Raw genomic sequence first — 22,757 nt, 5'->3', positions numbered from 1 at the left:
TATCCCAGAGCCGGGGGCAGGTTGCCCACGTGTTACTCACCCGTTCGCCACTCATTCCCCACCGAAGCGGGTTCAGCGTTCGACTTGCATGTGTTAAGCACGCCGCCAGCGTTCGTCCTGAGCCAGGATCAAACTCTCCGTAGATGAATCGATCCGGGCGAGAACCGAGAACAGGCGCTCTCGAAATCCATCAACCCAAAGAAACCCACAAAGGGGTTCTATACTTGGCACTGACTTTCGGCACGCTGTTGAGTTCTCAAAGAGCGGACGCGCAGCGACTCGACCCTCTCGGGCTTCGTCTCTGGCGGCTTGTCCCACTGTACGCCGTCTTCGGAGTCTCGCACCCGGAGGTGCTCTCCGCGGCCCTCCCGGGCCCGTCCGGCGCGTAGAGAACCATACACGACCCTGGGCGCGGGTGCGCAAGTCGACCGAGGGCGTCGCCCGTCACAGGCGCGCCGTCCCGGCCCGCGCCCTGAGCTGACGCCGAAGGGGAGGTCGGTGGCGCGGTCCGGAGGCCGCCCTGAGCCTGCGGAGGCCGAGGGGACGGGGCCTCCCTCAGAGTCCGAGGAAGCCCTCGATGCCCACGGTCAGGCCGGGGTGCCGGCCGATCTCACGGACGGCGAGGAGCACACCGGGCATGAAGGACGCCCGGTCGAAGGAGTCGTGCCGGAGCGTGAGCGTCTCCCCCCCGGCGCCCATGAGCACCTCCTGGTGGGCGACCAGACCGGTCAGCCGGACGGCGTGCACCGGGATGCCCTCGACGTCGGCTCCCCGGGCGCCCGGGAGCGAGTCGGAGGTGGCGTCCGGCGCGGCCGGCACGCCCGCCGCGCGCCGGGCGGCCGCGATCAGGCGGGCGGTGCGCACGGCCGTACCCGACGGGGCGTCCACCTTGTTGGGGTGGTGCAGCTCGACGACCTCCGTCGAGGGGAAGAAGCGCGCCGCCTCCTGGGCGAACCGCATGAGCAGCACGGCACCGATGCCGAAGTTCGGCGCAATGACGACACCGACGTCGGGCTTGGGCTGCAGCCACTCGGCGACGGTCGCGAGCTTGGCCTCGTCGAAGCCGGTCGTCCCGACGACGCAGTGGATGTCGTGGTCGATGCAGAACCGGATGTTGTCCATCACGACGTCCGGCCGGGTGAAGTCCACGACCACCCGGGCGCCGGCGTTGGCCACGTCGAAGAGCCAGTCCCCTGCGTCGACCATCGCGACGAGCTCGAGGTCCTCGGCGGCGTTGACCGCCTTGACGACCTCGGTGCCCATCCGCCCGCGGGCGCCCAGCACGCCCACGGGGATGAGCGGGTCCTCCCCGGCGGGGGCGGGCGCGGCGTGCTGGTCGGCGGCGGAGCTCGGAGTCACCGGGTCAGGCTTCCCGTCGCCGGCGCACGACGCAAGGCAGCCTCAGGAGGTCAGGTGCGGGGGCGCCGTGCGGCCCAGGCCCAGGCCAGCAGACCGGCGAGGACGCCGACGACGTCGGCGACCCAGTCGGCCACCGACGCCGACCGCTCCAGGGCCGACACCCCCTGGACCACCTCGCTGACCGCGGCGTAGACCACCAGGAGCACGCCGAGGACGCCGGCCCGCGCGCCGGCCCACCTGCCGCTGCCCGCCAGGGCGGCGAACAGCAGCAGGTGCACCAGTGTGTCCACACCCGGCGGCGCCGAGGGGACGTCGTCCGCGGGGGCGAACAGGACGGCCAGCGACACCAGGACAGCGACGGCGAAGACGCCGCGCGAGAGCGCGCCGTGGACGGCGAGGGCGGGGTGCGGGCGGGGCATCAGAGCCGGTCGAGGTCCGATTCGCGGTAGGGACCCACCACGGCCAGGCAGGTCTCGCGGGTGAGGAGCTCGGCGGCGACGGCGCGGACCTGCTCCTCGTCGACGCCGTCCAACCGGTCGAGCACCTCGCGCACCGGCAGGTACTCGCCGTAGGAGAGCTCGCTCTTGCCCAGCCGGCTCATCCGCGAGCCGGTGTCCTCCAGGCCCAGGACCATGCCGCCCTTGAGCTGACCGCGCCCGCGCGCGACCTCCTCGGCGGTCAGCCCGTCGGCCGCCACGCGCGCGAGCTCCTCACGGACGAGCCGCAGCACCTCGGGCACCCGCTTGGGCGAGCAGCCCGCGTAGACGGAGAACGACCCGGTGCCCGCGTAGTGCGACAGCGACGAGCCGACGCTGTACACCAGTCCGCGCTTCTCCCGGATCTCCTGGAACAGCCGCGAGCTCATGCCCCCGCCGACCGCGACCTCCAGGACCGCCGCCGCGTAGCGCCGCTCGTCGAGCCGGCCGAGGCCGACCGAGCCGAGGAGCAGGTGGGTCTGCTCCGTGCGCCGCCGGACCAGGCCGGTCGGCCGGGCGGGGCTGGTCGCCGCCTGCTCGCCGGTGCGCAGCGGTGCCGGGCGCCCCGGGCCGGACAGCCGGGAGTCGAAGGCGGCGGCGACCAGGTCCAGCACCTGCTGGTGCTCCACCCGGCCGGCGGCGGTCACCACGACGGAGGGGACGGTGTAGCGCCGGCGGTACCAGCCGTCGACGTCGTCCCGCGTCAGGGCCTCGATCGACTCCACGGTGCCCAGCACCGACCGGCCCAGCGCGGTGCCGCCGAACAGCGTCTCGGCGAACAGGTCGTGCACCAGGTCGGAGGGCTCGTCGTCGCGCATGGCGATCTCCTCGAGCACCACCGTCCGCTCGCTCTCCAGGTCCGCGGCCGTGTTGAGCGCGTCGGTGACGAGGTCGCCGAGCAGGGTGACGGCCAGCGGGAGGTCGCTGGCGAGCACGTTCGCGTAGTAGCAGGTGTGCTCCTTGGCGGTGAAGGCGTTCATCTCACCGCCGACGGCGTCCATGGCCGTCGCGATCTCCAGCGCACTGCGGCTGCCGGTGCCCTTGAAGAGCAGGTGCTCGAGGAAGTGCGAGGCGCCGGCGACCGGGTCGGTCTCGTCCCGCGAGCCGACGCCGACCCAGATGCCGACGGTCGCCGACAGCACGCCGGGCATCGTCTCGGTCAGCACCCGCAGGCCGCCGGGCAGCTCGGTGCGCTCGACCCGGCCGCCGACCTCGTCGACGTCCAGGACGACGGTCTCCCCGACACCGGCCGGGGCCGGGACGGGTGCGGCACCCGTCCCGGCCCCGGTCAGAGCCTGCTGCGTGCTCGTGGTCACGCCTCCGCGGGCGCGACGTCGGCCGCCGGGGCGGCGTCGCCGGCCGGGGCGGCGTCAGCGGCGCCGTCCCCCTCGGCCGCCACCGGGACGAGGCTGATCTTGCCGCGGGCGTCGATGTCGGTGATCTCGACCTGCAGCTTGTCACCGACGTTGACGACGTCCTCGACCTTGCCGATCCGCTTGCCGCCACCCAGCTTGCTGATGTGCACCAGGCCGTCCTTGCCCGGGAGCAGGGAGACGAAGGCGCCGAACGGCGTGGTCTTGACGACCGTGCCGAGGAAGCGCTCGCCGACCTTGGGCATCTGCGGGTTGGCGATGGCGTTGATCCGGTCCACCGCCGCCTGGGCCGAGGGGCCGTCGGAGGCGCCGACGTAGATCGTGCCGTCGTCCTCGATGGTGATGTCCGCGCCGGTCTCGTCCTGGATCGCGTTGATCATCTGGCCCTTGGGGCCGATGACCGCGCCGATCTTGTCGACCGGGATGCGCACCGTGGTCACCCGCGGGGCGTACGGGCTCATCTCGTCGGGGCCGTCGATGGCCTCGTTCATCACGTCGAGGATGTGCAGGCGGGCGGCGCGGGCCTGGGTCAGCGCCTGGGCGAGCACGTCGGACGGGATGCCGTCGAGCTTGGTGTCCAGCTGCAGCGCGGTGACGAAGTCCCGCGTGCCGGCGACCTTGAAGTCCATGTCACCGAAGGCGTCCTCGGCACCGAGGATGTCGGTCAGCGCGACGTACTCGGTCGTGCCGTCGACCTCGTCGGAGACCAGGCCCATGGCGATGCCGGCGACCGGGGCGCGCAGCGGCACACCGGCGTTGAGCAGCGCCAGGGTCGAGGCGCAGACCGAGCCCATGGACGTCGAGCCGTTGGAGCCCAACGCCTCGGACACCTGCCGGATCGCGTAGGGGAACTCCTCGCGGTCGGGCAGCACCGGCAGCAGCGCACGCTCGGCCAGCGCGCCGTGGCCGATCTCCCGGCGCTTGGGCGAGCCGACGCGACCGGTCTCACCCGTGGAGTACGGCGGGAAGTTGTAGTTGTGCATGTAGCGCTTGCGGTTCACCGGCGAGAGGGTGTCCAGCTGCTGCTCCATGCGGAGCATGTTCAGCGTGGTGACGCCGAGGATCTGGGTCTCGCCGCGCTCGAACAGCGCCGAGCCGTGCACCCGCGGGATGACCTCGACCTCGGCCGAGAGCGGGCGGATGTCGGTGAGGCCACGGCCGTCGATGCGGACCTTGTCGCGCAGGATGCGCTGCCGGACGACCTTCTTGGTCAGCGCGCGGAAGGCCGCGGAGACCTCCTTCTCGCGGCCCTCGAACCGGCCCGCGAGCGCGGCGACGGTCTCGTCCTTGAGCTCGTCGGTGGCGTCGTTGCGCTCGGTCTTGCCGGCGATCACCTGGACCTCGGCCAGCCGCGCGCCGGCCTGCGCCTCGACGGCGGCGTAAACGTCGTCCTGGTAGTCCAGGAATCGCGGGAAGTCCGCGACCGGCTTGGCGGCCTTCTCGGCCAGCGCCGACTGTGCGTTGCACAGCTCCCGGATGAAGGGCTTGGCGGCCTCGAGGCCCTGGGCGACGACCTCCTCGGTCGGGGCCGTGGCGCCGCCGGCGACGAGCTGGATCGTCTTCTCGGTCGCCTCGGCCTCGACCATCATGATCGCGACGTCGCCGTCCGGGAGGACGCGGCCGGCCACGACCATGTCGAAGACGGCGTCCTCGAGCTCGGCGTGGGTCGGGAAGCCGACCCACTGGCCGTTGATCAGCGCGACGCGGGTGCCGCCGACCGGGCCGGAGAACGGCAGGCCCGAGAGCTGGGTCGACGCCGAGGCGCCGTTGATGGCCAGCACGTCGTAGAGGTGGCCGGGGTCCAGCGACAGGACGGTGATGACGACCTGGACCTCGTTGCGCAGGCCCTTGGCGAAGGTCGGGCGCAGCGGGCGGTCGATGAGCCGGCAGGTGAGGATCGCGTCCTCCGAGGGGCGGCCCTCGCGGCGGAAGAACGAGCCGGGGATGCGCCCGGCGGCGTACATGCGCTCCTCGACGTCCACCGTCAGCGGGAAGAAGTCGAAGTGCTCCTTCGGCTGGCGGCCGGCCGTGGTGGCCGACAGCAGCATCGTGTCGCCCGTGCTGACGACGACGGAGCCGGCGGCCTGCTTGGCCAGCCGGCCGGTCTCGAAGGTGATGCTGCGGCTGCCGAAGCTGCCGTTGTCGATGACCGCGGTGGCGGTGGTGACCCCGTCCTCGGGGTCGAACTCCGCGGCGATGGTGTTCTGGGTGGTGGGTGCGGACACGGTGTCCTCTTCCTACGTCGCATGCGGCGACGTCCTCTTGTGGCCTCGCGCCTGACTGCGCCCGGGTGACCGGTCTTCGATCGAAGCCCGCGGGAGACGCCCCTCGTCCGGAGGGGCGTGCCCGGGGGCCACTACCGAGGACCGACCAGCGTCGGGATCCGGCGCGCTGCCTGGGCCCGTGCGGCGGGTGCCGCACGAGAGAGGGGACCGTCCCGGCCGGGACGGTCCCCTCTGGCTCACCGGCGCAGGCCGAGCCGCTCGATGAGCGACCGGTACCGGCCGATGTCGGTCTTGGCCAGGTAGTTCAGCAGCCGGCGACGACGACCGACCAGCAGGAGCAGCCCCCGCCGGCTGTGGTGGTCGTGCTTGTGCTGCTTGAGGTGCTCGGTCAGGTCGCTGATCCGGCGGGTCAGCATCGCGACCTGCACCTCGGGCGAGCCGGTGTCCTTCTCGACCGTGGCGTACTCGGTCATGATCTGCTGCTTCGTCGCGCTGTCGAGCGCCATGGATCGCCTCCGGAGGCAGGTCGCGTGTGGCCCCCGGTCTCTGTCACGGGGGCAGGTCGCACACAGGTCGGCTCTGCCGACCATCGTTCAGGTTACCAGTGAGGGCGGGACGACAGACCGTGGCGTCCGGAGCCAGGCCCGGACCGGCAGCGTCCACACCGACCGGAGACGGCACCTGGCCGGGGTGGACCGGTCGCGGGGGCCCGGAGGGTCCCCGGGCCGGGACACGGGCAGCGGCTCAACGGCCGCCGGGGACGGCACCTGACCGCGGTGCCGGCCGGTAGGTCGGCGATGTCACCGCCGGTCCACGCCCATGACCTCCCGGGTCCGGGCGACGTCGCGGTCCATCTGGGCGACCAGTTCCTCGACGCCGGAGAACGCGGCCATCGGGCGCAGCCGCTGCACGAACTCCACGCCGACGTGCTCGCCGTAGAGGTCGCCGTCGAAGTCGAGCAGGTACGCCTCGACCGTGCGCCGGCTGCCCTGGAACGTGGGGTTGGTGCCGACCGAGATGGCCGCCGGTGACGAGCTCACGCTGGCCCCGGTGCGCGGGTCGAGGATGACCAGGCCGCCGGCGTAGACGCCGTCGGCGGGGATGGCGGTGAACGGCGGGGACTCCACGTTGGCCGTCGGGTAGCCCAGCTCGCGGCCGCGCCGGTCGCCGCGGACCACGACGCCCTCGATGCGGTGCGGGCGCCCCAGCGCCCGCGCGGCCGAGACCATGTCCCCCGCCGCGACGCAGGCCCGGACGTAGGTCGAGGAGATGGTGATCTCGCCGTCGGCCGAGGAGTCGCCGGCCAGCGGGACCGGCTCCACGGTGAAGCCGAACCGCCGTCCCTCCTGGGCGAGCGTGGTGACCGTGCCCGCCGCACGGTGCCCGTAGGTGAAGTTCTCCCCCACCACCACGGAGGCGGTGTGCAGGTGCTCCACCAGCACGGTGTGGGTGAACGTCTCGGGCGAGAGCCGCATGAACTCCGGCGTGAACGGCAGGACGCACATCTCGTCCACGCCGAGCTCGGCGACCAGCTCGGCCTTGCGGTCCAGCGAGGTCAGGATCGCCGGGTGCGACCCCGGCCGCACCACCTCGGAGGGGTGCGGGTCGAAGGTGAGCAGCAGGCAGGGCCGGTCCAGGGCGCGGGCCCGCGCGACGGCCGCGCCGATCAGCTGCTGGTGACCGCGGTGGACGCCGTCGTACATGCCGACGGTCACCACCGTGCGTCCCAGGTCCCCGGGGGTCGCCTCCAGCCCCCGCCACCGGCGCACGTCGATGCGTCCGGCCCGCTCAGGCGACCCGGTGCAGCCAGCCGTGGGTGTCGGGCACCCGGCCGTGCTGGATGTCGAGCAGGTCCCCGCGCAACCGCATGGTCAGCGGCCCCGGCTCGCCGTTGCCGACCGTGAAGTCGCCGGTGCGCGCCTTCACCTCGCCGACCGGGGTGATGACCGCGGCGGTGCCGCAGGCGAAGGTCTCGGTGACCGTGCCGTCGGCGACGCCGGAGCGCCACTCCTCCACGCTGAACCGCCGCTCGGTGACCCGGTGGCCCATCTCGCGGGCGACGGTGATCAGCGAGTCGCGGGTGATGCCGGGCAGCAGGGTGCCGGTGAGCTCGGGGGTGACCAGCTCGGCGTCGTCCCCGGAGCCGAGGACGAAGAACAGGTTCATCCCGCCCATCTCCTCGACGTAGCGCTTCTCCACCGCGTCGAGCCAGACCACCTGGTCGCAGCCGGCGTCGATCGCCTGCTCCTGCGCGAGCAGGCTGGCGGCGTAGTTGCCGGCGCACTTGACGTCGCCGGTGCCACCGGGCGCGGCGCGGATGTAGTCCTCCGACAGGTACACCGAGACCGGGTGGACGCCGCGGGGGAAGTAGGCGCCGGCCGGGCTGGCGATCACCAGGAACAGGTACTCGTGCGCCGGGCGGACGCCGAGGAACGGCTCGGTCGCCAGCTGGTAGGGCCGCAGGTAGAGCGTCTGGTCGGGGCCGGTGGGCACCCAGTCCCGGTCGGCCTCGACGAGCGCGTCGACGGCGGCGAGGAACGCCTCCTCGGGCACCGGCGGCATGGCCAGCCGCTTGGCGCCGCGGACGAAGCGGGCGGCGTTGGCCTCCGGGCGGAAGGTGGCGACGCTGCCGTCGGGCTGGGCGTAGGCCTTGAGCCCCTCGAAGATCGACTGGGCGTAGTGCAGCGCCGCGGTGGCCGGGTCGACCTGCAGCGGTCCGTACGAGGTCAGCCGGGCGTCGTACCAGCCCTCGCCGGCGCGGTAGCGCGCGACGAACATCGAGTCGCTGAAGTAGCGACCGAAGCCCGGGTCGGCGAGCAGGGCGTCGCGCTCGGCGGCGGGCCGACGCCGCACGTCCTCCACGACCACCGGCACGCCCTCCGTGAACACCCGGGAAGAGGTACGGCTGTCGGCGAGCGTGTCGGTCATGGCTCCCACCTGGACGTGCGCGGATCCGAGGGCGGGCCGGCTGCTGCCGGACCGCCCGCTCACCCTAGCTCCGCCGCCGACCACTCCGGCGGCGACCGCCGCGGACGGTCACGGCCGATCGGGCGCCGCGCTCTCGATCACCTCGTAGGACCACAGGTGCGAGGAGTCGCTGGCCGCCGGCGCCAGGTCCGAGCCGCCGCCCTCGTGGGCGCGGGCGAAGTCCTGCCCGGACTCCCACGCGCGGTAGGCCTCCTCGCTCTCCCACCGGGTGTAGACGAGGTACTGGTCGGTGCCCTCCAGCGGGCGCAGCAGCTCGAACCACTCGAAGCCCGGGGTGCTCTCGACGGCACCGGCGCGGCCCTTGAAGCGCTCCTCGAAGCGCTCCTGCTTGTCCTTGGGCACGGTGATCGCGTTGATCTTGACGACGCTCATGGACGCCCCCTGCCCGGCGGGGCGGCCGGTCAATCCCGCGATCCTGCGGGGCGGCCGGTCGACCCCGCGATCCTGCGGCCCGGCCGGTCCCGGGCGAGGATGGCGCGATGACCTCGGCTCCTCGGCCCGGCGTCCTCCTCGACGTCGACGGCACGCTGCTGGACACCAACTACCTCCAGGTCCTCGCCTGGTGGCGCGCCTTCCGCGACACCGGTCACCCCGAGGTCTCGATGGCCGACTGCCACCGCGCGATCGGCATCGCCAGCGCCGAGCTGGTCACCCACCTGCTGGGGAACGACGCGGACGACGTCGACGAGGTGATGGAGGCCAAGGAACGGCGCTACGAGCCGCTGCGCGAGCTGGTGACCGCCTTCCCGCAGGTGGACGAGCTGCTGGCCGCGTGCCGGGAGCGGGGCCTCGCCGCGGTGCTGGCGACCAGCGGACAGCAGTCCGACCTGGAGTGGATGACGCCGGCCATCGGCGGCGAGGACGTCGTCGACGGGGCCACGACGTCGGCCGACGTGGAGTCGGCCAAGCCGGCACCCGACCTGCTCCAGACCGCTGTGGCCCACCACGGCCTGGACCCGGAGCGCACGGTCGCCGTCGGCGACACGATCTGGGACGTGCGGGCGGCGCGGGACGCCGGGCTGCCCTGCGTCGCCCTGACCTGCGGCGGCATCTCGCGGGCCGAGCTGGTGGAGGCCGGTGCCGACGAGGTCTACGACGACCCGGCCGACCTGCTCGCCCACCTCGACGACTCGCTCGTCGGCAAGGCCGCTCGCGGCTGAGGAAGGACCCCCGTGCCCCCCACCGCTCGGCCCCCTGCAGGGCCCCGCCGCGAGCCTGCGAGCGGTGGGGGGCAGGGGGTCCTTCCGCCTGCACGGGAGCCGTTCCAGTACCTCACCCGGTGGGGAACCCGACGGCGACATGGGCGGTGGCGCCGGCGTCCTCGACCAGCGCGACCAGCCGGTCCGCGTCGTCCACCGCGGCGTACAGGCCCGGGGCGCCGCTGGCCGGGATCCGCTGCCCGTACCCGAGGGCGCGGGCCTCGTCGGCGCTCAGCGTGCGCACCGGGAAGACCGCTCGCGCGGCCTCGGTGAGGCCCAGCACCCCCACTCCCCCGCCGGCGGCCAGCGCCTGTCCGGCCTCCTCGACCGGCGCGGCCTCGGCCACCGCGAAGGGGCCGGAGGCGGTGCGGCGCAGTGCGGTCAGGTGGCCGCCGACGCCCAGCCCGGCGCCGGCGTCGCGGGCGATCGCCCGGACGTAGGTGCCGGCGGTGCAGGCGACGGTCACCTCGACGTCCACCAGGTCGGGGGTGGGCCGGGTGACTCGGTGGACGTCGAGCCGGTGGACGGTGACCGCGCGCGGCTCGAGCACCACCTCCTCGCCGGCGCGCACCCGGTCGTAGGAGCGGCGGCCGGCGACCTTGACCGCGCTCACCGACGAGGGCACCTGCAGCAGCGGGCCGGTCTGCGCGGCCAGGGCCGCGGCCACCGCGTCGTCGTCCAGGTGGGCGGCGGACGTAGTGGCGACGACCTCGCCCTCGCGGTCGTCGGTCACGGTGGACTGCCCGAGCCGGATGGTCGCCTCGTAGGTCTTGTCGTGCCCGCCGACGTACCCGAGCAGCCGGGTCGCCGCCCCGACACCGAGGACCAGCAGGCCGGTGGCCATCGGGTCGAGGGTGCCGGCGTGCCCGACCCTGCGGACCGAGAGCACCCGCCGGGCGCGGGCCACGACGTCGTGGGAGGTCATGCCGCCGGGCTTGTCGACCAACAGCAGGCCCGGGGGGACGTCGGCGTCGGGGCGGCGTCTGCTCACGCCGTCACGGTGGCAGGTGCGGTCAGCCAGCGGTTCCCCGCCACCCGGACGAGGACGCCGGCCAGCCGGAGCGCGACGAACAGGGTCAGGCCGGTCCACACGCCGGCCAGCCCCCACCCGAGCGGGACGGCGAGCAGCGACAGCGGGACGAAGCCGAGCAGGGCCGCCCCGATGGTCACCGTGCGCAGGTAGCCGACGTCGCCGGCGCCCATCAGCACGCCGTCGAGGGCGAAGACCACACCGGCCAGTGGCTGCATCCCGGCGAGGAACCACCAGGCCACGGTCGCCTGCGCCACGACCGCCGGGTCGTCGGTGAACAGCGGCAGCAGAACCGGCCGCAGTGCCAGCAGCACGCCCGCGACCACCACGCCGGTGGCCAGGCCCCAGGCGGTGACCCGGCGGGCGGTGGCGCGGGCGGCGTCCGGACGGGCCGCGCCGAGGGCCTGGCCGACCAGGGTCTGCGCAGCGATGGCGTAGGCGTCGAGCACCAGGGCGAGGAAGAAGAACAGCTGGATGGCGATCTGGTGCGCGCCGAGCTCGGCGGTGCCGGCACGGGCGGCCACGCCGGTGGCCACGAGGAAGGACACCTGCAGGACGGCGGCCCGCAGCAGCAGGTCGCGGCCGATGACCAGCTGCGCCCGCAGCGCCGCGAGGTGGGGCCGCCAGGCGACGCCCTCGCGCAGCAGCGACCGGACGAACAGCGCGGCGGTGAGCGCCTGCCCGGCGACGTTGGCGACCGCCGAGCCGACCAGCCCCAGCCCGGCCGGGTGCACCAGCAGGGGGCAGAGCACCAGGCTGGCGAGGCTCCCGGCCAGGACGTACCCCATGGGACGGCGCAGCTCCTGCACCCCGCGCAGCCAGCCGTTGCCGGCCAGGGAGACCAGCAGCAGCGGCGCGCCGAGGGAGGCCACGCGCAGCCAGCTCTCCCCCGCCGCGGCGACCGGGCCCTCCCCTCCGGCGAGCAGCCGGGTGAGCGGGCCGGCGAGCAGTTGGAGGAGCACGAGCACGGCCAGGCCGAGGGCCAGGGCCAGCCAGGTGGCCTGCACGCCCTCGGCCACCGCACCCGCCCGGTCACCGGCACCGGCCCGGCGGGCGGCGCGGGCGGTGGTGCCGTAGGCCAGGAAGTTCAGCAGCGCGGCAGCCCACGCCAGCAGCCCGCCGCCGACGGCGAGCCCGCCCAGCGCGACGGTGCCCAGGTTCCCGACGACCGCGGTGTCGACGAGCAGGTACAGCGGCTCGGCGGCCAGCACGACCAGCGCCGGCGCGGCCAGGGCAAGGACGCCGGGAGTCCGCCGCCCACCAGCGGCGAGATCGGCGATCTGGCCCGGTTGTGGGGCCGGATCCGTGCGAGATCGGCGATCTCGCCAGGACGACGAGCGCCCGGTCACCCCCCGGTCAGAAGGGACCGGACGGCCCGCACGGTGGCCTCGCGGTCGTCGTGCGAGGGGAAGCCCGCCGCGGCACGGTGGCCGCCGCCGCCCAGTGCCATGGCGACGCGGGCGACGTCGGTGGCACCGCGGGAGCGCAGCGACACCGACCACGAGCCGTCGTCCTGCCCCTTGAGCACGCAGGCGACGTCGGCCTCCTGGGTGGACCGGACGACGTCCACCAGCGCCTCGAGCTGCTCGCCGGGCAGCCCGTGCTCGGCGGCCTCGGCGGTGCTCGACCAGGTCCACACCAGGCCCGCGCCGACGTCGGCCTCTAGCACGGCGCGGCCGGCGACGACCGACAGCAGCCCGAGCCAGCCGAACGGCGCGGTGTCGAACAGCCGCTGGCTGATGGCGGCGTGGTCGATGCCGGTCGCGAGCAGCCGGGCGGCGAGGTCGTGGGTGTCCGGGCGGGTGTTGCCGAACCGGAAGGAGCCGGTGTCGGCGGCCAGCCCGGCGTAGAGGCAGGTGGCCAGCCGCTCGTCGAGGGCGATGCCGAGCCCGTCGAGCAGGTCGGCGACGAGGACGACGGTCGCCGGCGCGGCCGGGTCGACCACGCGCACGTCGCCGAAGCCCGGGTTGCTCGCGTGGTGGTCGACGACCACGGAGGTGGCCGCGCCGTCCACGAGCCGGGCCAGCTCACCGAGCCGGCCCGGCGAGGCGGCGTCCAGGCTGACGAACACCTCGGGCGACGCCGGCACCGCCGAGGAGGGCACCATCCCCTCGGCGCCCGGCAGCCAGGCCAGCGACGCCGGCAGGGTGAACGGGTCGGGGAACGTGGTCAGCACCCGGGCGCCGCGGCGCCGCAGGCCCTCGGCGAGGGCCAGCGTGCTGCCGAGGGCGTCGGCGTCGGGCTGCACGTGCCCGGAGAGCACGACGGTGGCGCGGGCCGCGGCCGCCTCCGCGAGCACGGCGGCGGCCCGGCCGGTCAGGTCCGTGCCGCGGGGGAGGGAGATGGTCACGAGTCCGGGCCGGGGTCGGCGACCGGGGACGCGTTCTCCTCCTCGGTCACCAGCCCGCCGCCGACCGGGTACCCCTCGCCGTCGCTCGGCTCGTCGGACGCGATGCTCGGCGCCTCGCCAATCTCGCCCCGCTTGCCGCCGAGGGTGGGGTCGCCCGCGTCGGGCTCGGGGCGGCCGCCCAGCTCCGAGCGGCCCTGCCCCTCGTCGGGCAGGTTCGGGTCGGGGTCGTTCTCGCTCATCAGAGGCTCCTGCTCCGGGTGGGCACGTCGCTGCTGTCATCGGCAGCCCCGCCGTCGGCACGGTCCTCGGCGGGGTCGTCCTCGTCGTCGTCCTCGGCGGGACGGCGGTAGGGGTCGGCGTCCCCCGCGTACGTGGCGCCCGCGCGGATGCGGGCGAGCTCGGCGTCGGCGTGCCGGACCCGCTCGAGCGCCTCATCGAGCTCGCGGGCGGTGTCCGGGACGTGGTCGGCGACGAAGGCGAGCGTGGGCACGAACTTGATGCCCGTCTGCCTGCCGACGGTCGAGCGCAGCACACCGGTGGCCGACGCGAGCGCCTTGGCGGAGTCCTCGACCTGGGTGGCGTCGCCGTAGACGGTGTAGAAGACCGTCGCCTCGCGCAGGTCGCTGGTCACCCGGGCGTCGGTGACGGTCACCATGCCCAGCCGCGGGTCCTTGATCTGCGTCTCGATCGCGGCGGAGACGATCTGGCGGATGCGCACCGCGAGCTTGCGGGCGCGGGCCGGGTCGGCCACTGCGGACCTCCGGGGTCTCGGGGCGTCGGGGACGCCGGTGGACGGGGGCGGCCTCCTCGCAGGGCCCACCCCGAGCCTGCGAGGGGTGGGGCGAGGGGATTCTTCGTCAGTCGGTGTCGCTGAACAGCTGCCGGTGCGTCGAGAGCAGCGTCACCTCCGGCCGCTCGGCCAGCAACCGCTCGCAGGCGTCGAGGACGTCGGTCACCTGACCGGCGTCCCCGGCCACCGTGGCCACCCCGACCTGCACGCGGCGGTGCAGGTCCTGGTCACCGACCTCGGCGGCGGCCACGGCGAAGCGGCGCCGCAGCTCGGCCACGATCGGCCGGACCACGGCGCGCTTGCCCTTGAGCGAGTGCACGTCGCCCAGCAGCAGGTCGGCGGTGAGAGCTCCGGTGAACAACTGCTCACCGCCGACCGGCTGGAACGGCCCCCTTGCAGGGTCCCGTCACGAGCGTGCGAGTGGCGGGGGGCAAGGGGGTCCTTTCTTACGCGCGGGGCTTCTCGCGCATCTCGAAGGTCTCGATGACGTCCTCGACCTTGATGTCGTTGAACGACCCGAGACCGATACCGCACTCGTAGCCCTCGCGGACCTCGGTCACGTCGTCCTTGAAGCGACGCAGCGACTCGACGGTGAGGTTGTCGGCGACGACGACACCGTCACGGACCAGCCGGGCCTTCGAGTTCCGGGTGATCGTCCCGCTGCGCACGATCGAGCCCGCGACGTTGCCGATCCGCGGCACCCGGAAGACCTCGCGGACCTCGGCCGAGCCGAGCGCGACCTCCTCGTACTCGGGCTTGAGCATGCCCTTGAGGGCCGCCTCGATCTCCTCGATCGCCTGGTAGATGACCGAGTAGTACCGGACGTCCACGCCCTCGCGGTTGGCCAGCTCGGTGGCCTGACCCTCGGCCCGGACGTTGAAGCCCAGGACGATGACGTCGTCGGCCAGCGCCAGGTCGATGTCGCTCTTGGTGATGCCACCGACGCCGCGGTGGATGACCCGCAGCGAGATGTCGTCGCTCACCTCGATCTTCATCAGGGCCTCCTCGAGCGCCTCCACGGTGCCCGAGTTGTCGCCCTTGATGATCAGGTTGAGCTGACGGTTCTCCTTGAGCGCCGCGTCGAGGTCCTCCAGGCTGATCCGCTTGCGCATCGAGGCGTTCTGCGCGTTGCGGATGCGGGCCTGGCGGCGGTCGGCGATCTGCCGGGCGACGCGGTCCTCCTCGACGACGAGGAAGGTGTCACCGGCGCGAGGCACCGACGTGAGCCCGACGACCTGCACGGGGCGGGCCGGGAGGGCCTCCTTGAGCTTGTTGCCGTGCTCGTCGAGCAGCGAGCGGACGCGGCCGTAGGCGTCGCCGGCCACGATCGAGTCGCCCTGGCGCAGCGTGCCGCGCTGGACGAGAACGGTCGCGACGGGGCCGCGACCCTTGTCCAGCTTGCCCTCGATGACGACGCCCTGGGGGTCCTGCTGCGTGTTGGCACGCAGGTCCAGCGAGGCGTCCGCGGTCAGCAGGATCGCCGTGAGGAGCTCGTCGAGGCCCAGGCGCTGGGTCGCGGAGACGTCGACGAACATCGTGTCGCCGCCGTACTCCTCGGCCACCAGCCCGTACTCGGTGAGCTGCTGACGGATCTTGGCGGGGTTGGCCCCCTCCTTGTCGATCTTGTTGACCGCGACCACGATCGGCACCTCGGCGGCCTGGGCGTGGTTGAGCGCCTCCACCGTCTGCGGCATGACGCCGTCGTCGGCCGCCACGACCAGGACGACGATGTCGGTCACCTTCGCGCCTCGCGCACGCATCGCGGTGAACGACTCGTGACCCGGGGTGTCGATGAAGGTGATCGGCCGCTCGTTGTCCTCGAGCTCGGTGACGATCTGGTAGGCGCCGATGTGCTGGGTGATGCCGCCGGCCTCCCGCGCCACCACGTTGGTGTTGCGGAGGGCGTCCAGCAGCTTGGTCTTGCCGTGGTCGACGTGACCCATGACGGTCACCACCGGCGGACGGGCCTCCCAGTCCTCCTCGTCACCCTCGTCGCCGAAGGTGAGGTCGAAGGTCTCGAGCAGTTCGCGGTCCTCGTCCTCGGGGCTGACCACCTGGATGTCCCAGTCGATCTCGGCACCGAGCAGCTGCAGCGTCTCGTCGTTCACCGACTGCGTCGCGGTGACCATCTCGCCCAGGTGGAACAGGGCGGTGACCAGCGCGGCCGGCTGGGCGCCGATCTTCTCGGCGAGGTCGGTCAGCGAGGCGCCGCGCGGCAGCCGGACGGTCTGCCCGTTGCCCCGCGGCAGGCTGACGCCGCCCATGCTGGGCGCCGCCATGGAGTCGAACTCCTGGCGCCGCTGCTTCTTGCTCTTGCGCCCGCGGACCGGGCCACGCCCGCCGGGACGACCGAAGGCACCCGCGGTACCGGCACCGGAGCCACCACGGCCCCGGCCGCGGCCACCGCCGCCACCGCTACGGAAACCGCCGCCGGCGGGAGCGCCACCGCCACCGCCACCGGGACCACCGCCACCGGGACGGAAACCGCCACCACCGCCACCGGGGCCGCCCCCGGGACGGCCGCGACCGGCAGGAGCGCCGGGACGGCCGCCACCGGCCGGCCGCGGCGGCATCATGCCGGGCGAGGGACGCTGCGGCATCATGCCCGGGTTCGGGCGGGGACCGCCGGGGCCGGCCGCCGGACGCGGACCGCCGGCACCGGGACCCGGACGCGGACCACCGGCCGCCGGGCGGGGACCGCCGGCACCGGAGCCGGGGCGGGGGCCGCCGGGACCAGCCGGGCCGGGACGCGGGCCACCGGCACCGGGGCCCGGACGCGGGCCACCGGCGGGGCCGGGACGCGGCGCACCGCCGGCCGGAGCCGGACGGGGAGCGCTGCTGAAGGGGTTGTTGCCCGGGCGCGGAGCCGGACGCGGGCCCGGTCGCGGACCGGCGCCGGGGGCGGCCGGGCGCGGGCCCGAGGTGGGGCCACCGGCCGGGCCGGGGCGCGAGGCACCCGCTGGACGCGGGCCGCTCGGCGCCGCGGGCGGCTGCTGGGTCGGGGCGCTCGCCGCGGGGGCCTGGGGCTCCGGAGCGGTCGGCCGGGGGCCGGGCACGGGCGCGCCCGGACGGGTCGCACCCGGGCGCGGGCCCGGGGTCGGCGCGCCGGGGGCGCGGGTCAGCGGCGACTGCGGCTCGGGCGCCGGAGCGGCCGGCGGCGCCGGCGCGACAGGGTCGGACGGCGCGGCCGGAGCTGCGGCGGCCGGTGCCTGCGCGGGGCGCGGGCCGGGACGCGGGGCGGGCCGGGAGGCGGCCGACTGGCCGCCGCCGTTGCCGCCACCGTTGGACCCTGACGCGACGAAGGCCTCCCGGAGCCGCCGGGCCACGGGGGCCTCGACGGTGGAGGAGGCGGACTTCACGAACTCGCCCTGCTCCTTGAGCTTGGCGAGCACGGTCTTGCTGTCGACACCGAACTCCTTGGCGAGTTCGTGTACGCGGGCTTTGCCTGGCACGGATCTCCTCTTGTGAGGCCGGCGGCTGGCCCGCGCGACCTCGTCGTCAGTACTGCATCTGGCTGGTCATCTGGGGGACTTCACGGCTTGCTCATCCGACGACGTCCTGCTCTCGACGTGCGGACCCGCCGGGTGCGGGTCCGTCTGTGTTGGTGCGGTTGTCGTTCGTGCGGTGCTCGCTGGTGTGCTGTCGCCCGCCCGGGTCCGGCTCCCCGGGGGCGCCGCAGACGGCGCGCCGAGGACGTGGTCCCGGAGCGGACCGGCCGCCACCGGGGTGCCGCCGCCTCCGGGGAGGCGCAGCGCCCGGGGGAAGGCCCGGCGTCGCTCCGCTGCGTGCAGGCACTCCGGGGTGGGGTGCAGTGAGGCACCCCGGCCGGGGAGCCTCCGTCGCGGGTCGGGGACGAGCACCCCGTCCCGCGCGACGACGCGCAGCAGGTCGGTGACCGGAGCGCGTTCCCGGCAGCCCACACAGGTGCGCACCGGGATCGACGTTTCGGCCACCCTGCACTCTAGCGCGCTGAGGGCCCCGGGTGTTCCGGACTCCGGCCACCGGGCACCCGGCCGGGGCGGGCACCCGCACCCGGGCCCCCGGGGCGACCGCCCCGCGCGGCCGGCGCACCCGAGCGCAGCGGCGCGCGCCCGACCCCCGGCGAAGGGGTGGCGTCGTCGGGCTGGGCGTCGCTGCGGATGTCGATCCGGCAGCCGGTCAGCCGCGCGGCCAGGCGGGCGTTCTGCCCCTCCTTGCCGATCGCCAGCGACAGCTGGAAGTCCGGGACGACGACCCGCACCGCCTTGGCCTGCCGGTCGACGAGCTGGGCGGTGGTGACCCGGGCCGGGCTCAGCGCCGAGGCGACGAAGGTCGCCGGGTCCTCGGCCCAGTCGACGATGTCGATCTTCTCGCCGTGCAGCTCGCTCATGACGTTGCGCACCCGCTGCCCCATCGGGCCGATGCAGGCGCCCTTGGCGTTGAGCCCGGGCACCGAGGTGCGGACGGCGATCTTCGAGCGGTGACCGGCCTCGCGGGCGACCGCGACGATCTCCACGCTGCCGTCGGCGATCTCGGGGACCTCGAGGGCGAAGAGCTTGCGCACCAGGTTCGGGTGGGTGCGCGAGACGGTGACCTGCGGGCCGCGGAAGGTGCGGGCCACCGACACCACGTAGGCCTTCAGCCGGCTGCCGTGCGGATAGCTCTCCCCCGGCACCTGCTCGGCCGCGGGCAGCACCGCCTCGACCTTGCCGATGTCGACGAGCACCGTGCCGCTGGCGTTGCGCCGCTGGTCGGCCTGCACGATGCCGCTGACGATGTCGCCCTCCTTGCCCGCGTACTCGCCGAAGGTCTGCTCGTGCTCGGCGTCGCGCAGCCGCTGGACGATGACCTGCTTGGCGGTGCTGGCCGCGATGCGGCCGAAGTCCTGCGGGGTGTCGTCCCACTCGCGGACGACCTCGCCGTCTGGCCCGAGCTCCTGGGCCAGCACGGCGACCTCGCCGGTCCTGCGGTCCACGTGCACCCGCACGTGCTTGCTCGCGCCGTCGGCGTGCCGGTACGCGGTGACCAGGGCCGTCTCGATGGCCTCGATGACCGTGTCGGCCGGGATGCCCTTCTCCCGCTCGACCGCCTTGAGGGCGGTCACGTCGATGTTCACTGTGCTCCTCCGTCGTCGTCCGCGGGACCCGCCTGCGCCGCGAGGTCCTCGGGCTCCCCGCCCGCCTCGTCCCCGCCGGCCCGTCCCCGGCCGAACTCCACCTGCACCCGCCCGGTGCCCAGCTCTCGCCACGGCACCTGCCGTGGGGTGGGCGGCCGCTTCTTCGCCCCGGGCTTGCCCGTGGCCTCCACCGCGAGGGTCACCCCGTCGCCGTCGACCTCCAGCACCCGCCCGGTCACCTGCCCGGCCGAGCCCGGGGGGCCCACGGCCACGGTGACCAGCCGCCCGGTGTTGCGCCGCCAGTGCCGCGGCTCGGTCAGCGGCCGGTCGACCCCGGGGCTGGTGACCTCCAGCACGTAGGGGGCGCTGCCGAACTCGCCGTCGTGCTCGTCGAGGGCCGTGGAGACCGCCCGGCTGACCTCGGCGACGTCGTCCAGCGTCACGCCGGCGTCCCGGTCGACCACGACCCGGACGATGCTGCGCCGGCCGGCCGGGGTGACGACAAGCTCCTCGAGGTCGTAGCCGGCGGCCTCGACCACCGGGGCGACCAGCCCGGCCAGGCGGGTCGCGGCGGGGTCGGTGCGGGGGGCGGCGGACACGGCTCCCTCCCTCTCCTGGCTCGGTCGGCGGCAGGCGCACGGTGGTCCGGCGCCCCGTGTCGCGGCCCGTGGAGGGGTCGGTGGACACGCCGTCGGCCCGGTACCGGGCGGAGGGTCAGGCTACCGCTCCGCAGGCGGGCCCGAGACCGGGCGGCCGGGGAGGGACCCGCCCACCGTGTGCTCCCGGCCGGGTGCGGGCGGGGCTGAGAGGATGGCGGTGATGGTCCCCCTGCCTCCTCCCGCCCCGGTGGGCTGCTCCCGTCGCGCCTTCCTCGCCGCCTCGGCCGGCCTCGCGCTGCTCGCCGCCGGCTGCACCTCGGGCTCTCCGGACGCCCCGGCGGTGAGCACCGAGGAGGCCGACCGGCTGGCCGAGCAGGTGACCGTGCAGGAGGCGGTGGTCGCGGCGTACGCCGCGGCGACGACCGCCGACCCCGCGCTGGCCCTGAGCGACCTGGCGGCGCAGGCCACCGACCAGCTCGACCGGCTGCGCGCCGCGGCCCCGTCCTCGACGTCGTCGCCGGCCGCGTCCTCGTCCGCGGCGCCGGCCGCGCCCCCCGGCGGGGACGTGCGCACCTGGCTGCGCGAGCAGGTGGCCGGCGCGGCCGTGTCGCACGCCGCGGCCTGTGCCCGGCAGACGGGTGCGCGGGCGGCGCTGCTCGGGTCGATCGCCGCGGGGCTGCGCGGGCACGAGGCGGCACTGGCGTGAGCGGAGGGTGGGCACGTGGCTGACGACGGCGTCCTGGACGTGGGCACCGAGACCGCGGCGCTGCGCGAGGTGGTCGCCGCCGAGCACGCCGCCGTGTGGGGGTACGGCGCGCTGGGTGCGGCGCTGCCCGCGGACGCCCACGAGCCGGCGGTCGCCGGGGACGTCGCGCACCGCGGTGTCCGCGACCGGCTGGTGGCGCTGCTGGAGTCGCGCGGCGCCGACCCGGTCCCCCGCGAGGCGGGCTACACGCTGCCCTTCCCGGTGCTGTCCGCCGTGGACGCCGCGGCGCTCGCCGTCGTCCTCGAGGAGGGCGTGTCGGCGGCCTGGGTGCGGCTGCTCGACCAGGCCGCGGAGCCCGCGGTGCGGGAGTTGGCCGTGGCGGAGCTCGGTGCCGCCGAGATCCGCGCCGTGGGGTGGCGCGCCGCCGCCGGACGGACGCCGGTCACCAGCGCCTTCCCCGGCCTGCCGCAGTAGGAGGACCGCCCGCCCCTGGTCCTCGATGATCGTGGGTCCGGGTGGCGACACGCGGTGTGGACCCGGCGTGTCGCCACCGCAGCTCGGTGATCGTCGGGAGGCAACGCCGGAGGTGGCTCACGACCAGCCGGGTCCAGAGATCCAGGTCCCGCGTCCGGACACACCGGTGCCCTGACCCGCCGGCCCCTCAGCCGCCCAGGCCGCCGAGGAAGACGTCGGTCACGTCGACGGCCACGCTGCTGGACTGGCCCGTCTCCACGAGGACGGCGAAGGCCAGGTCGCCCTGCGGCCCGCCGAGCTGATAGCCCATGAACCAGCCGTGGGCGTCGGGCGGGGTGTTGCCGCCGAACTCGGCGGTGCCGGTCTTGCCGTAGACCTCGCCGCGGTCGGCCAGCCCGTTCGCCGTCCCGGAGAGCACCACCTCGCGCATCATCGGCCGCAGCGCCTCCAGCACGGCAGGGTCCGGCCCGGCGGGCACCTGCCCGGCCGACTCCGCCCCGACGACCTCGACCGGCACCGCGGGCGTCCCGCCGGCGACGCCGGCGGCCACCAGGGCAAGCTGGGCGGGGCTCATGAGCACCTGGCCCTGGCCGATGGCGTTGGCCGCCTTCGTCGTCCCGGTGCTGTCGACCGGCACCTCGCCGCTGAACACGTCGACCGGCAGCTGCCAGTCGGTACCCACCCCGTAGGAGGCGGCGGCGCCGGCCAGCGCGTCGTCGGGCAGCTGCAGCCCCTGCTCCATGAAGGTCGTGTTGCACGACCGGGCGAAGGCCTCCGTGAACGGGACCGTACCCAGGTCGAACTGGTCGGCGTTCTCGAACTCGCGGCCGTCGACGACGAACGTGCCCGGGCAGGCGACCGGCGTCTGCGGCGTCAGCGTGCCGGTGGCCAGCAGCGCGGTGGCGCTGATCGTCTTCATGCTCGAACCCGGCGGGTACTGGCCGGTGAGGGCGTTGCCGGCCGCGGCGGCCTCGTTGGAGGACACCGCCAGGATCTCCCCCGTGCCGGGCCGGACGACCACGAGGTGGGTCGGCAGCTGCTGGGTCGCGACGGCGGCGTCCGCGGCGGTCTGCACCGCGCGCACCAGCGGCGTCTGCACCGGCTCGCCGGGCACCGGCGCCACCGCGTCGACCTCCCGGCCGGCGACGCCGGTGGACTCGTCGGTGCTGACCACGCTCACGGTGAAGCCGGGGGTGCCGGTCAGCTGCTCCTGCAGGGCGCGCTGCAGCCCGGAGAGGCCGAGCTGGTCGCCGGTGGCGTACGCGGGGACGCCGTCGTCGGCGGTGGTCTCCTCGAGCACCTCGGCGGTCGCCGGCCCGACCCGGCCCAGCAGGGCGGAGGCGAACCGGGGGCTCGGCGCCAGCAGCCGGGTGTCGGTGGGGAAGACGGCGCCGGGCAGGTCGAAGACCTGTGCGCGGACGGCCTCGAAGTCCGGACGGCGCAGCGTGATCACCGGCACGAACTGGCCTGCCGGCGCGGCCTGGACGTCGGCGACGATCTCCTCGGCGGCGATCCCGGTGGCCGACGAGAGCGACGCCGCCAGCGCCGGCAGGTCGGTGACCTGGGCGGGGTCGACGCCGACGTTGACGACCTCGGTGCGGGCGAACAGCGGCTGCCCCGCGGCGTCGGTGATCGCCGCGCGCTCGGGCAGCTCGCGCTCCAGCAGCAGGCGCTGCCCCTCGCCCAGCTCGCGGTGCACGAGGGCGGGCTCCGGGACGACGTCCCAGCCCTCCTCGGCCTCCTGCAGCCGCAGGGTGGCCGGGTAGCTCCACTCGGGCGCGGCGGCGAGGTCCCAGGTGGCGGTCCAGTCGACGGTGGCGGTGCCGTCCTCGACGGTCACCTGCCCGACCTCGGGGGTCAGCGCCGCCCCGGGCAGGTCGGTCGCGGTCTGCTCGAGCAGGGCGGTCGCGACCTCCGGGTCGGTGGTGGCGCCGGCGGCGGCCGCGGTGTCCCCGGCGGCCCAGTCGCCGAGGAAGGCCTCGGCCGCGGCCCGGACGTCGTCCTCTGCGTTGCCGGAGCAGGCCGCCAGCACCGGCACGGCGAGCAGCGTGAACGTGGACCCCAGGACCGTCCCCCGACGTGTACGCACGGGG

At 74.9% G+C, this 22,757-nt stretch carries 22 protein-coding genes, 1 rRNA gene and 1 pseudogene; 3 read left to right on the top strand and 21 right to left on the bottom strand.

What is annotated here, in order from left to right; translation table 11 throughout:
• The 9 genes from BLW63_RS07750 to BLW63_RS07710 form a co-directional block, all read right to left on the bottom strand.
• Positions 1–144 (bottom strand): 16S ribosomal RNA (locus tag BLW63_RS07750); the annotation flags it as partial.
• 411 nt (positions 145–555) lie between these two features.
• The gene (dapB, locus tag BLW63_RS07745) at positions 556–1,359 is read right to left on the bottom strand and encodes a 4-hydroxy-tetrahydrodipicolinate reductase (RefSeq protein ID WP_091153120.1); all 804 of its coding nucleotides are present in this window, start codon (positions 1,357–1,359) and stop codon (positions 556–558) included.
• 50 nt (positions 1,360–1,409) lie between these two features.
• Positions 1,410–1,778, bottom strand: coding sequence for a VanZ family protein (locus BLW63_RS07740; RefSeq protein ID WP_091153118.1), 369 nt, complete (start codon positions 1,776–1,778; stop codon positions 1,410–1,412).
• Positions 1,778–3,151, bottom strand: coding sequence for a M16 family metallopeptidase (locus BLW63_RS07735; RefSeq protein WP_091153116.1), 1,374 nt, complete (start codon positions 3,149–3,151; stop codon positions 1,778–1,780). The genes BLW63_RS07740 and BLW63_RS07735 overlap by 1 nt, the downstream gene beginning before the upstream one ends.
• Positions 3,148–5,433, bottom strand: coding sequence for a polyribonucleotide nucleotidyltransferase (locus tag BLW63_RS07730; protein ID WP_091153113.1), 2,286 nt, complete (start codon positions 5,431–5,433; stop codon positions 3,148–3,150). Before BLW63_RS07730 ends, BLW63_RS07735 begins: the two co-directional genes overlap by 4 nt.
• 236 nt (positions 5,434–5,669) lie before the next feature.
• The gene (gene rpsO, locus BLW63_RS07725) at positions 5,670–5,939 is read right to left on the bottom strand and encodes a 30S ribosomal protein S15 (protein WP_091153111.1); all 270 of its coding nucleotides are present in this window, start codon (positions 5,937–5,939) and stop codon (positions 5,670–5,672) included.
• Positions 5,940–6,233: 294 nt separating this feature from the next.
• Positions 6,234–7,202, bottom strand: a complete 969-nt coding sequence (locus tag BLW63_RS07720; protein ID WP_091153109.1) for a bifunctional riboflavin kinase/FAD synthetase — start codon at positions 7,200–7,202, stop codon at positions 6,234–6,236.
• A gap of 19 nt (positions 7,203–7,221) precedes the next feature.
• A complete protein-coding gene (locus BLW63_RS07715) occupies positions 7,222–8,361 on the bottom strand; it encodes a branched-chain amino acid aminotransferase (protein WP_170856689.1) in 1,140 nt (379 codons plus the stop codon).
• 108 nt (positions 8,362–8,469) lie between these two features.
• Positions 8,470–8,793, bottom strand: coding sequence for an antibiotic biosynthesis monooxygenase family protein (locus tag BLW63_RS07710; protein WP_091153252.1), 324 nt, complete (start codon positions 8,791–8,793; stop codon positions 8,470–8,472).
• 107 nt (positions 8,794–8,900) lie between these two features.
• On the opposite strand from BLW63_RS07710, the gene BLW63_RS07705 reads away from it, so the two are divergent.
• Complete coding sequence (locus BLW63_RS07705; RefSeq protein ID WP_091153106.1) at positions 8,901–9,581, top strand: HAD family hydrolase; 681 nt, start codon at positions 8,901–8,903, stop codon at positions 9,579–9,581.
• Positions 9,582–9,693: 112 nt separating this feature from the next.
• Here BLW63_RS07705 and truB read toward each other — a convergent pair whose 3' ends face one another.
• The 11 genes and pseudogenes from truB to rimP form a co-directional block, all read right to left on the bottom strand.
• Complete coding sequence (gene truB, locus BLW63_RS07700; protein WP_091153105.1) at positions 9,694–10,611, bottom strand: tRNA pseudouridine(55) synthase TruB; 918 nt, start codon at positions 10,609–10,611, stop codon at positions 9,694–9,696.
• Positions 10,608–11,861, bottom strand: a complete 1,254-nt coding sequence (locus BLW63_RS07695; protein ID WP_244522424.1) for an MATE family efflux transporter — start codon at positions 11,859–11,861, stop codon at positions 10,608–10,610. Before BLW63_RS07695 ends, truB begins: the two co-directional genes overlap by 4 nt.
• 134 nt (positions 11,862–11,995) lie before the next feature.
• A complete protein-coding gene (locus BLW63_RS07690) occupies positions 11,996–13,000 on the bottom strand; it encodes a DHH family phosphoesterase (protein WP_091153103.1) in 1,005 nt (334 codons plus the stop codon).
• Positions 12,997–13,239: a hypothetical protein gene (locus BLW63_RS07685; protein WP_091153102.1), complete on the bottom strand. Its 243-nt coding sequence runs from the start codon at positions 13,237–13,239 to the stop codon at positions 12,997–12,999. Before BLW63_RS07685 ends, BLW63_RS07690 begins: the two co-directional genes overlap by 4 nt.
• The gene (rbfA, locus tag BLW63_RS07680) at positions 13,239–13,751 is read right to left on the bottom strand and encodes a 30S ribosome-binding factor RbfA (protein ID WP_091153100.1); all 513 of its coding nucleotides are present in this window, start codon (positions 13,749–13,751) and stop codon (positions 13,239–13,241) included. Before rbfA ends, BLW63_RS07685 begins: the two co-directional genes overlap by 1 nt.
• A 106-nt stretch (positions 13,752–13,857) precedes the next feature.
• The gene (locus BLW63_RS07675; protein ID WP_091153098.1) at positions 13,858–14,151 is read right to left on the bottom strand and encodes a DUF503 domain-containing protein; all 294 of its coding nucleotides are present in this window, start codon (positions 14,149–14,151) and stop codon (positions 13,858–13,860) included.
• A gap of 85 nt (positions 14,152–14,236) precedes the next feature.
• Positions 14,237–16,069 (bottom strand): translation initiation factor IF-2, encoded by a 1,833-nt coding sequence (gene infB, locus BLW63_RS27810; RefSeq protein ID WP_244522432.1) that lies wholly within the window; start codon positions 16,067–16,069, stop codon positions 14,237–14,239.
• Positions 16,070–17,101: 1,032 nt separating this feature from the next.
• Positions 17,102–17,242: pseudogene (locus BLW63_RS28500) on the bottom strand (translation initiation factor IF-2 N-terminal domain-containing protein); the annotation flags it as partial.
• Between the two features lie 66 nt (positions 17,243–17,308).
• A complete protein-coding gene (locus tag BLW63_RS07665; protein WP_091153248.1) occupies positions 17,309–17,710 on the bottom strand; it encodes a YlxR family protein in 402 nt (133 codons plus the stop codon).
• 41 nt (positions 17,711–17,751) lie between these two features.
• Positions 17,752–18,885 carry a transcription termination factor NusA gene (nusA, locus tag BLW63_RS07660; RefSeq protein ID WP_091153094.1) on the bottom strand — a complete coding sequence of 378 codons (1,134 nt, stop codon included), beginning with the start codon at positions 18,883–18,885 and terminating at the stop codon, positions 17,752–17,754.
• Positions 18,882–19,484, bottom strand: a complete 603-nt coding sequence (rimP, locus tag BLW63_RS07655; RefSeq protein WP_244522423.1) for a ribosome maturation factor RimP — start codon at positions 19,482–19,484, stop codon at positions 18,882–18,884. Before rimP ends, nusA begins: the two co-directional genes overlap by 4 nt.
• 220 nt (positions 19,485–19,704) lie before the next feature.
• Here rimP and BLW63_RS07650 point away from each other — a divergent pair, with 220 nt between their 5' ends.
• Together BLW63_RS07650 and BLW63_RS07645 are read left to right on the top strand one after the other, a co-directional pair.
• Positions 19,705–20,190, top strand: coding sequence for a hypothetical protein (locus BLW63_RS07650; RefSeq protein WP_091153092.1), 486 nt, complete (start codon positions 19,705–19,707; stop codon positions 20,188–20,190).
• A gap of 15 nt (positions 20,191–20,205) precedes the next feature.
• Positions 20,206–20,664 (top strand): ferritin-like domain-containing protein, encoded by a 459-nt coding sequence (locus tag BLW63_RS07645; RefSeq protein ID WP_091153091.1) that lies wholly within the window; start codon positions 20,206–20,208, stop codon positions 20,662–20,664.
• Between the two features lie 187 nt (positions 20,665–20,851).
• Here the strand turns inward: BLW63_RS07645 and BLW63_RS07640 are convergent, their stop codons facing one another.
• On the bottom strand, positions 20,852–22,753 hold the full coding sequence (locus tag BLW63_RS07640) for a penicillin-binding transpeptidase domain-containing protein (RefSeq protein WP_091153089.1): 1,902 nt from the start codon (positions 22,751–22,753) through the stop codon (positions 20,852–20,854).
• Between the last annotated feature and the right edge of the window lie 4 nt (positions 22,754–22,757).

Origin of the sequence: Geodermatophilus africanus, from assembly GCF_900107105.1 — a bacterium.
Classification (GTDB): Bacteria; Actinomycetota; Actinomycetes; order Mycobacteriales; family Geodermatophilaceae; genus Geodermatophilus; species Geodermatophilus africanus.
Note: the sequence above shows the minus strand (reverse complement) of the source record. Positions and strands in the feature narration are given on the sequence as shown.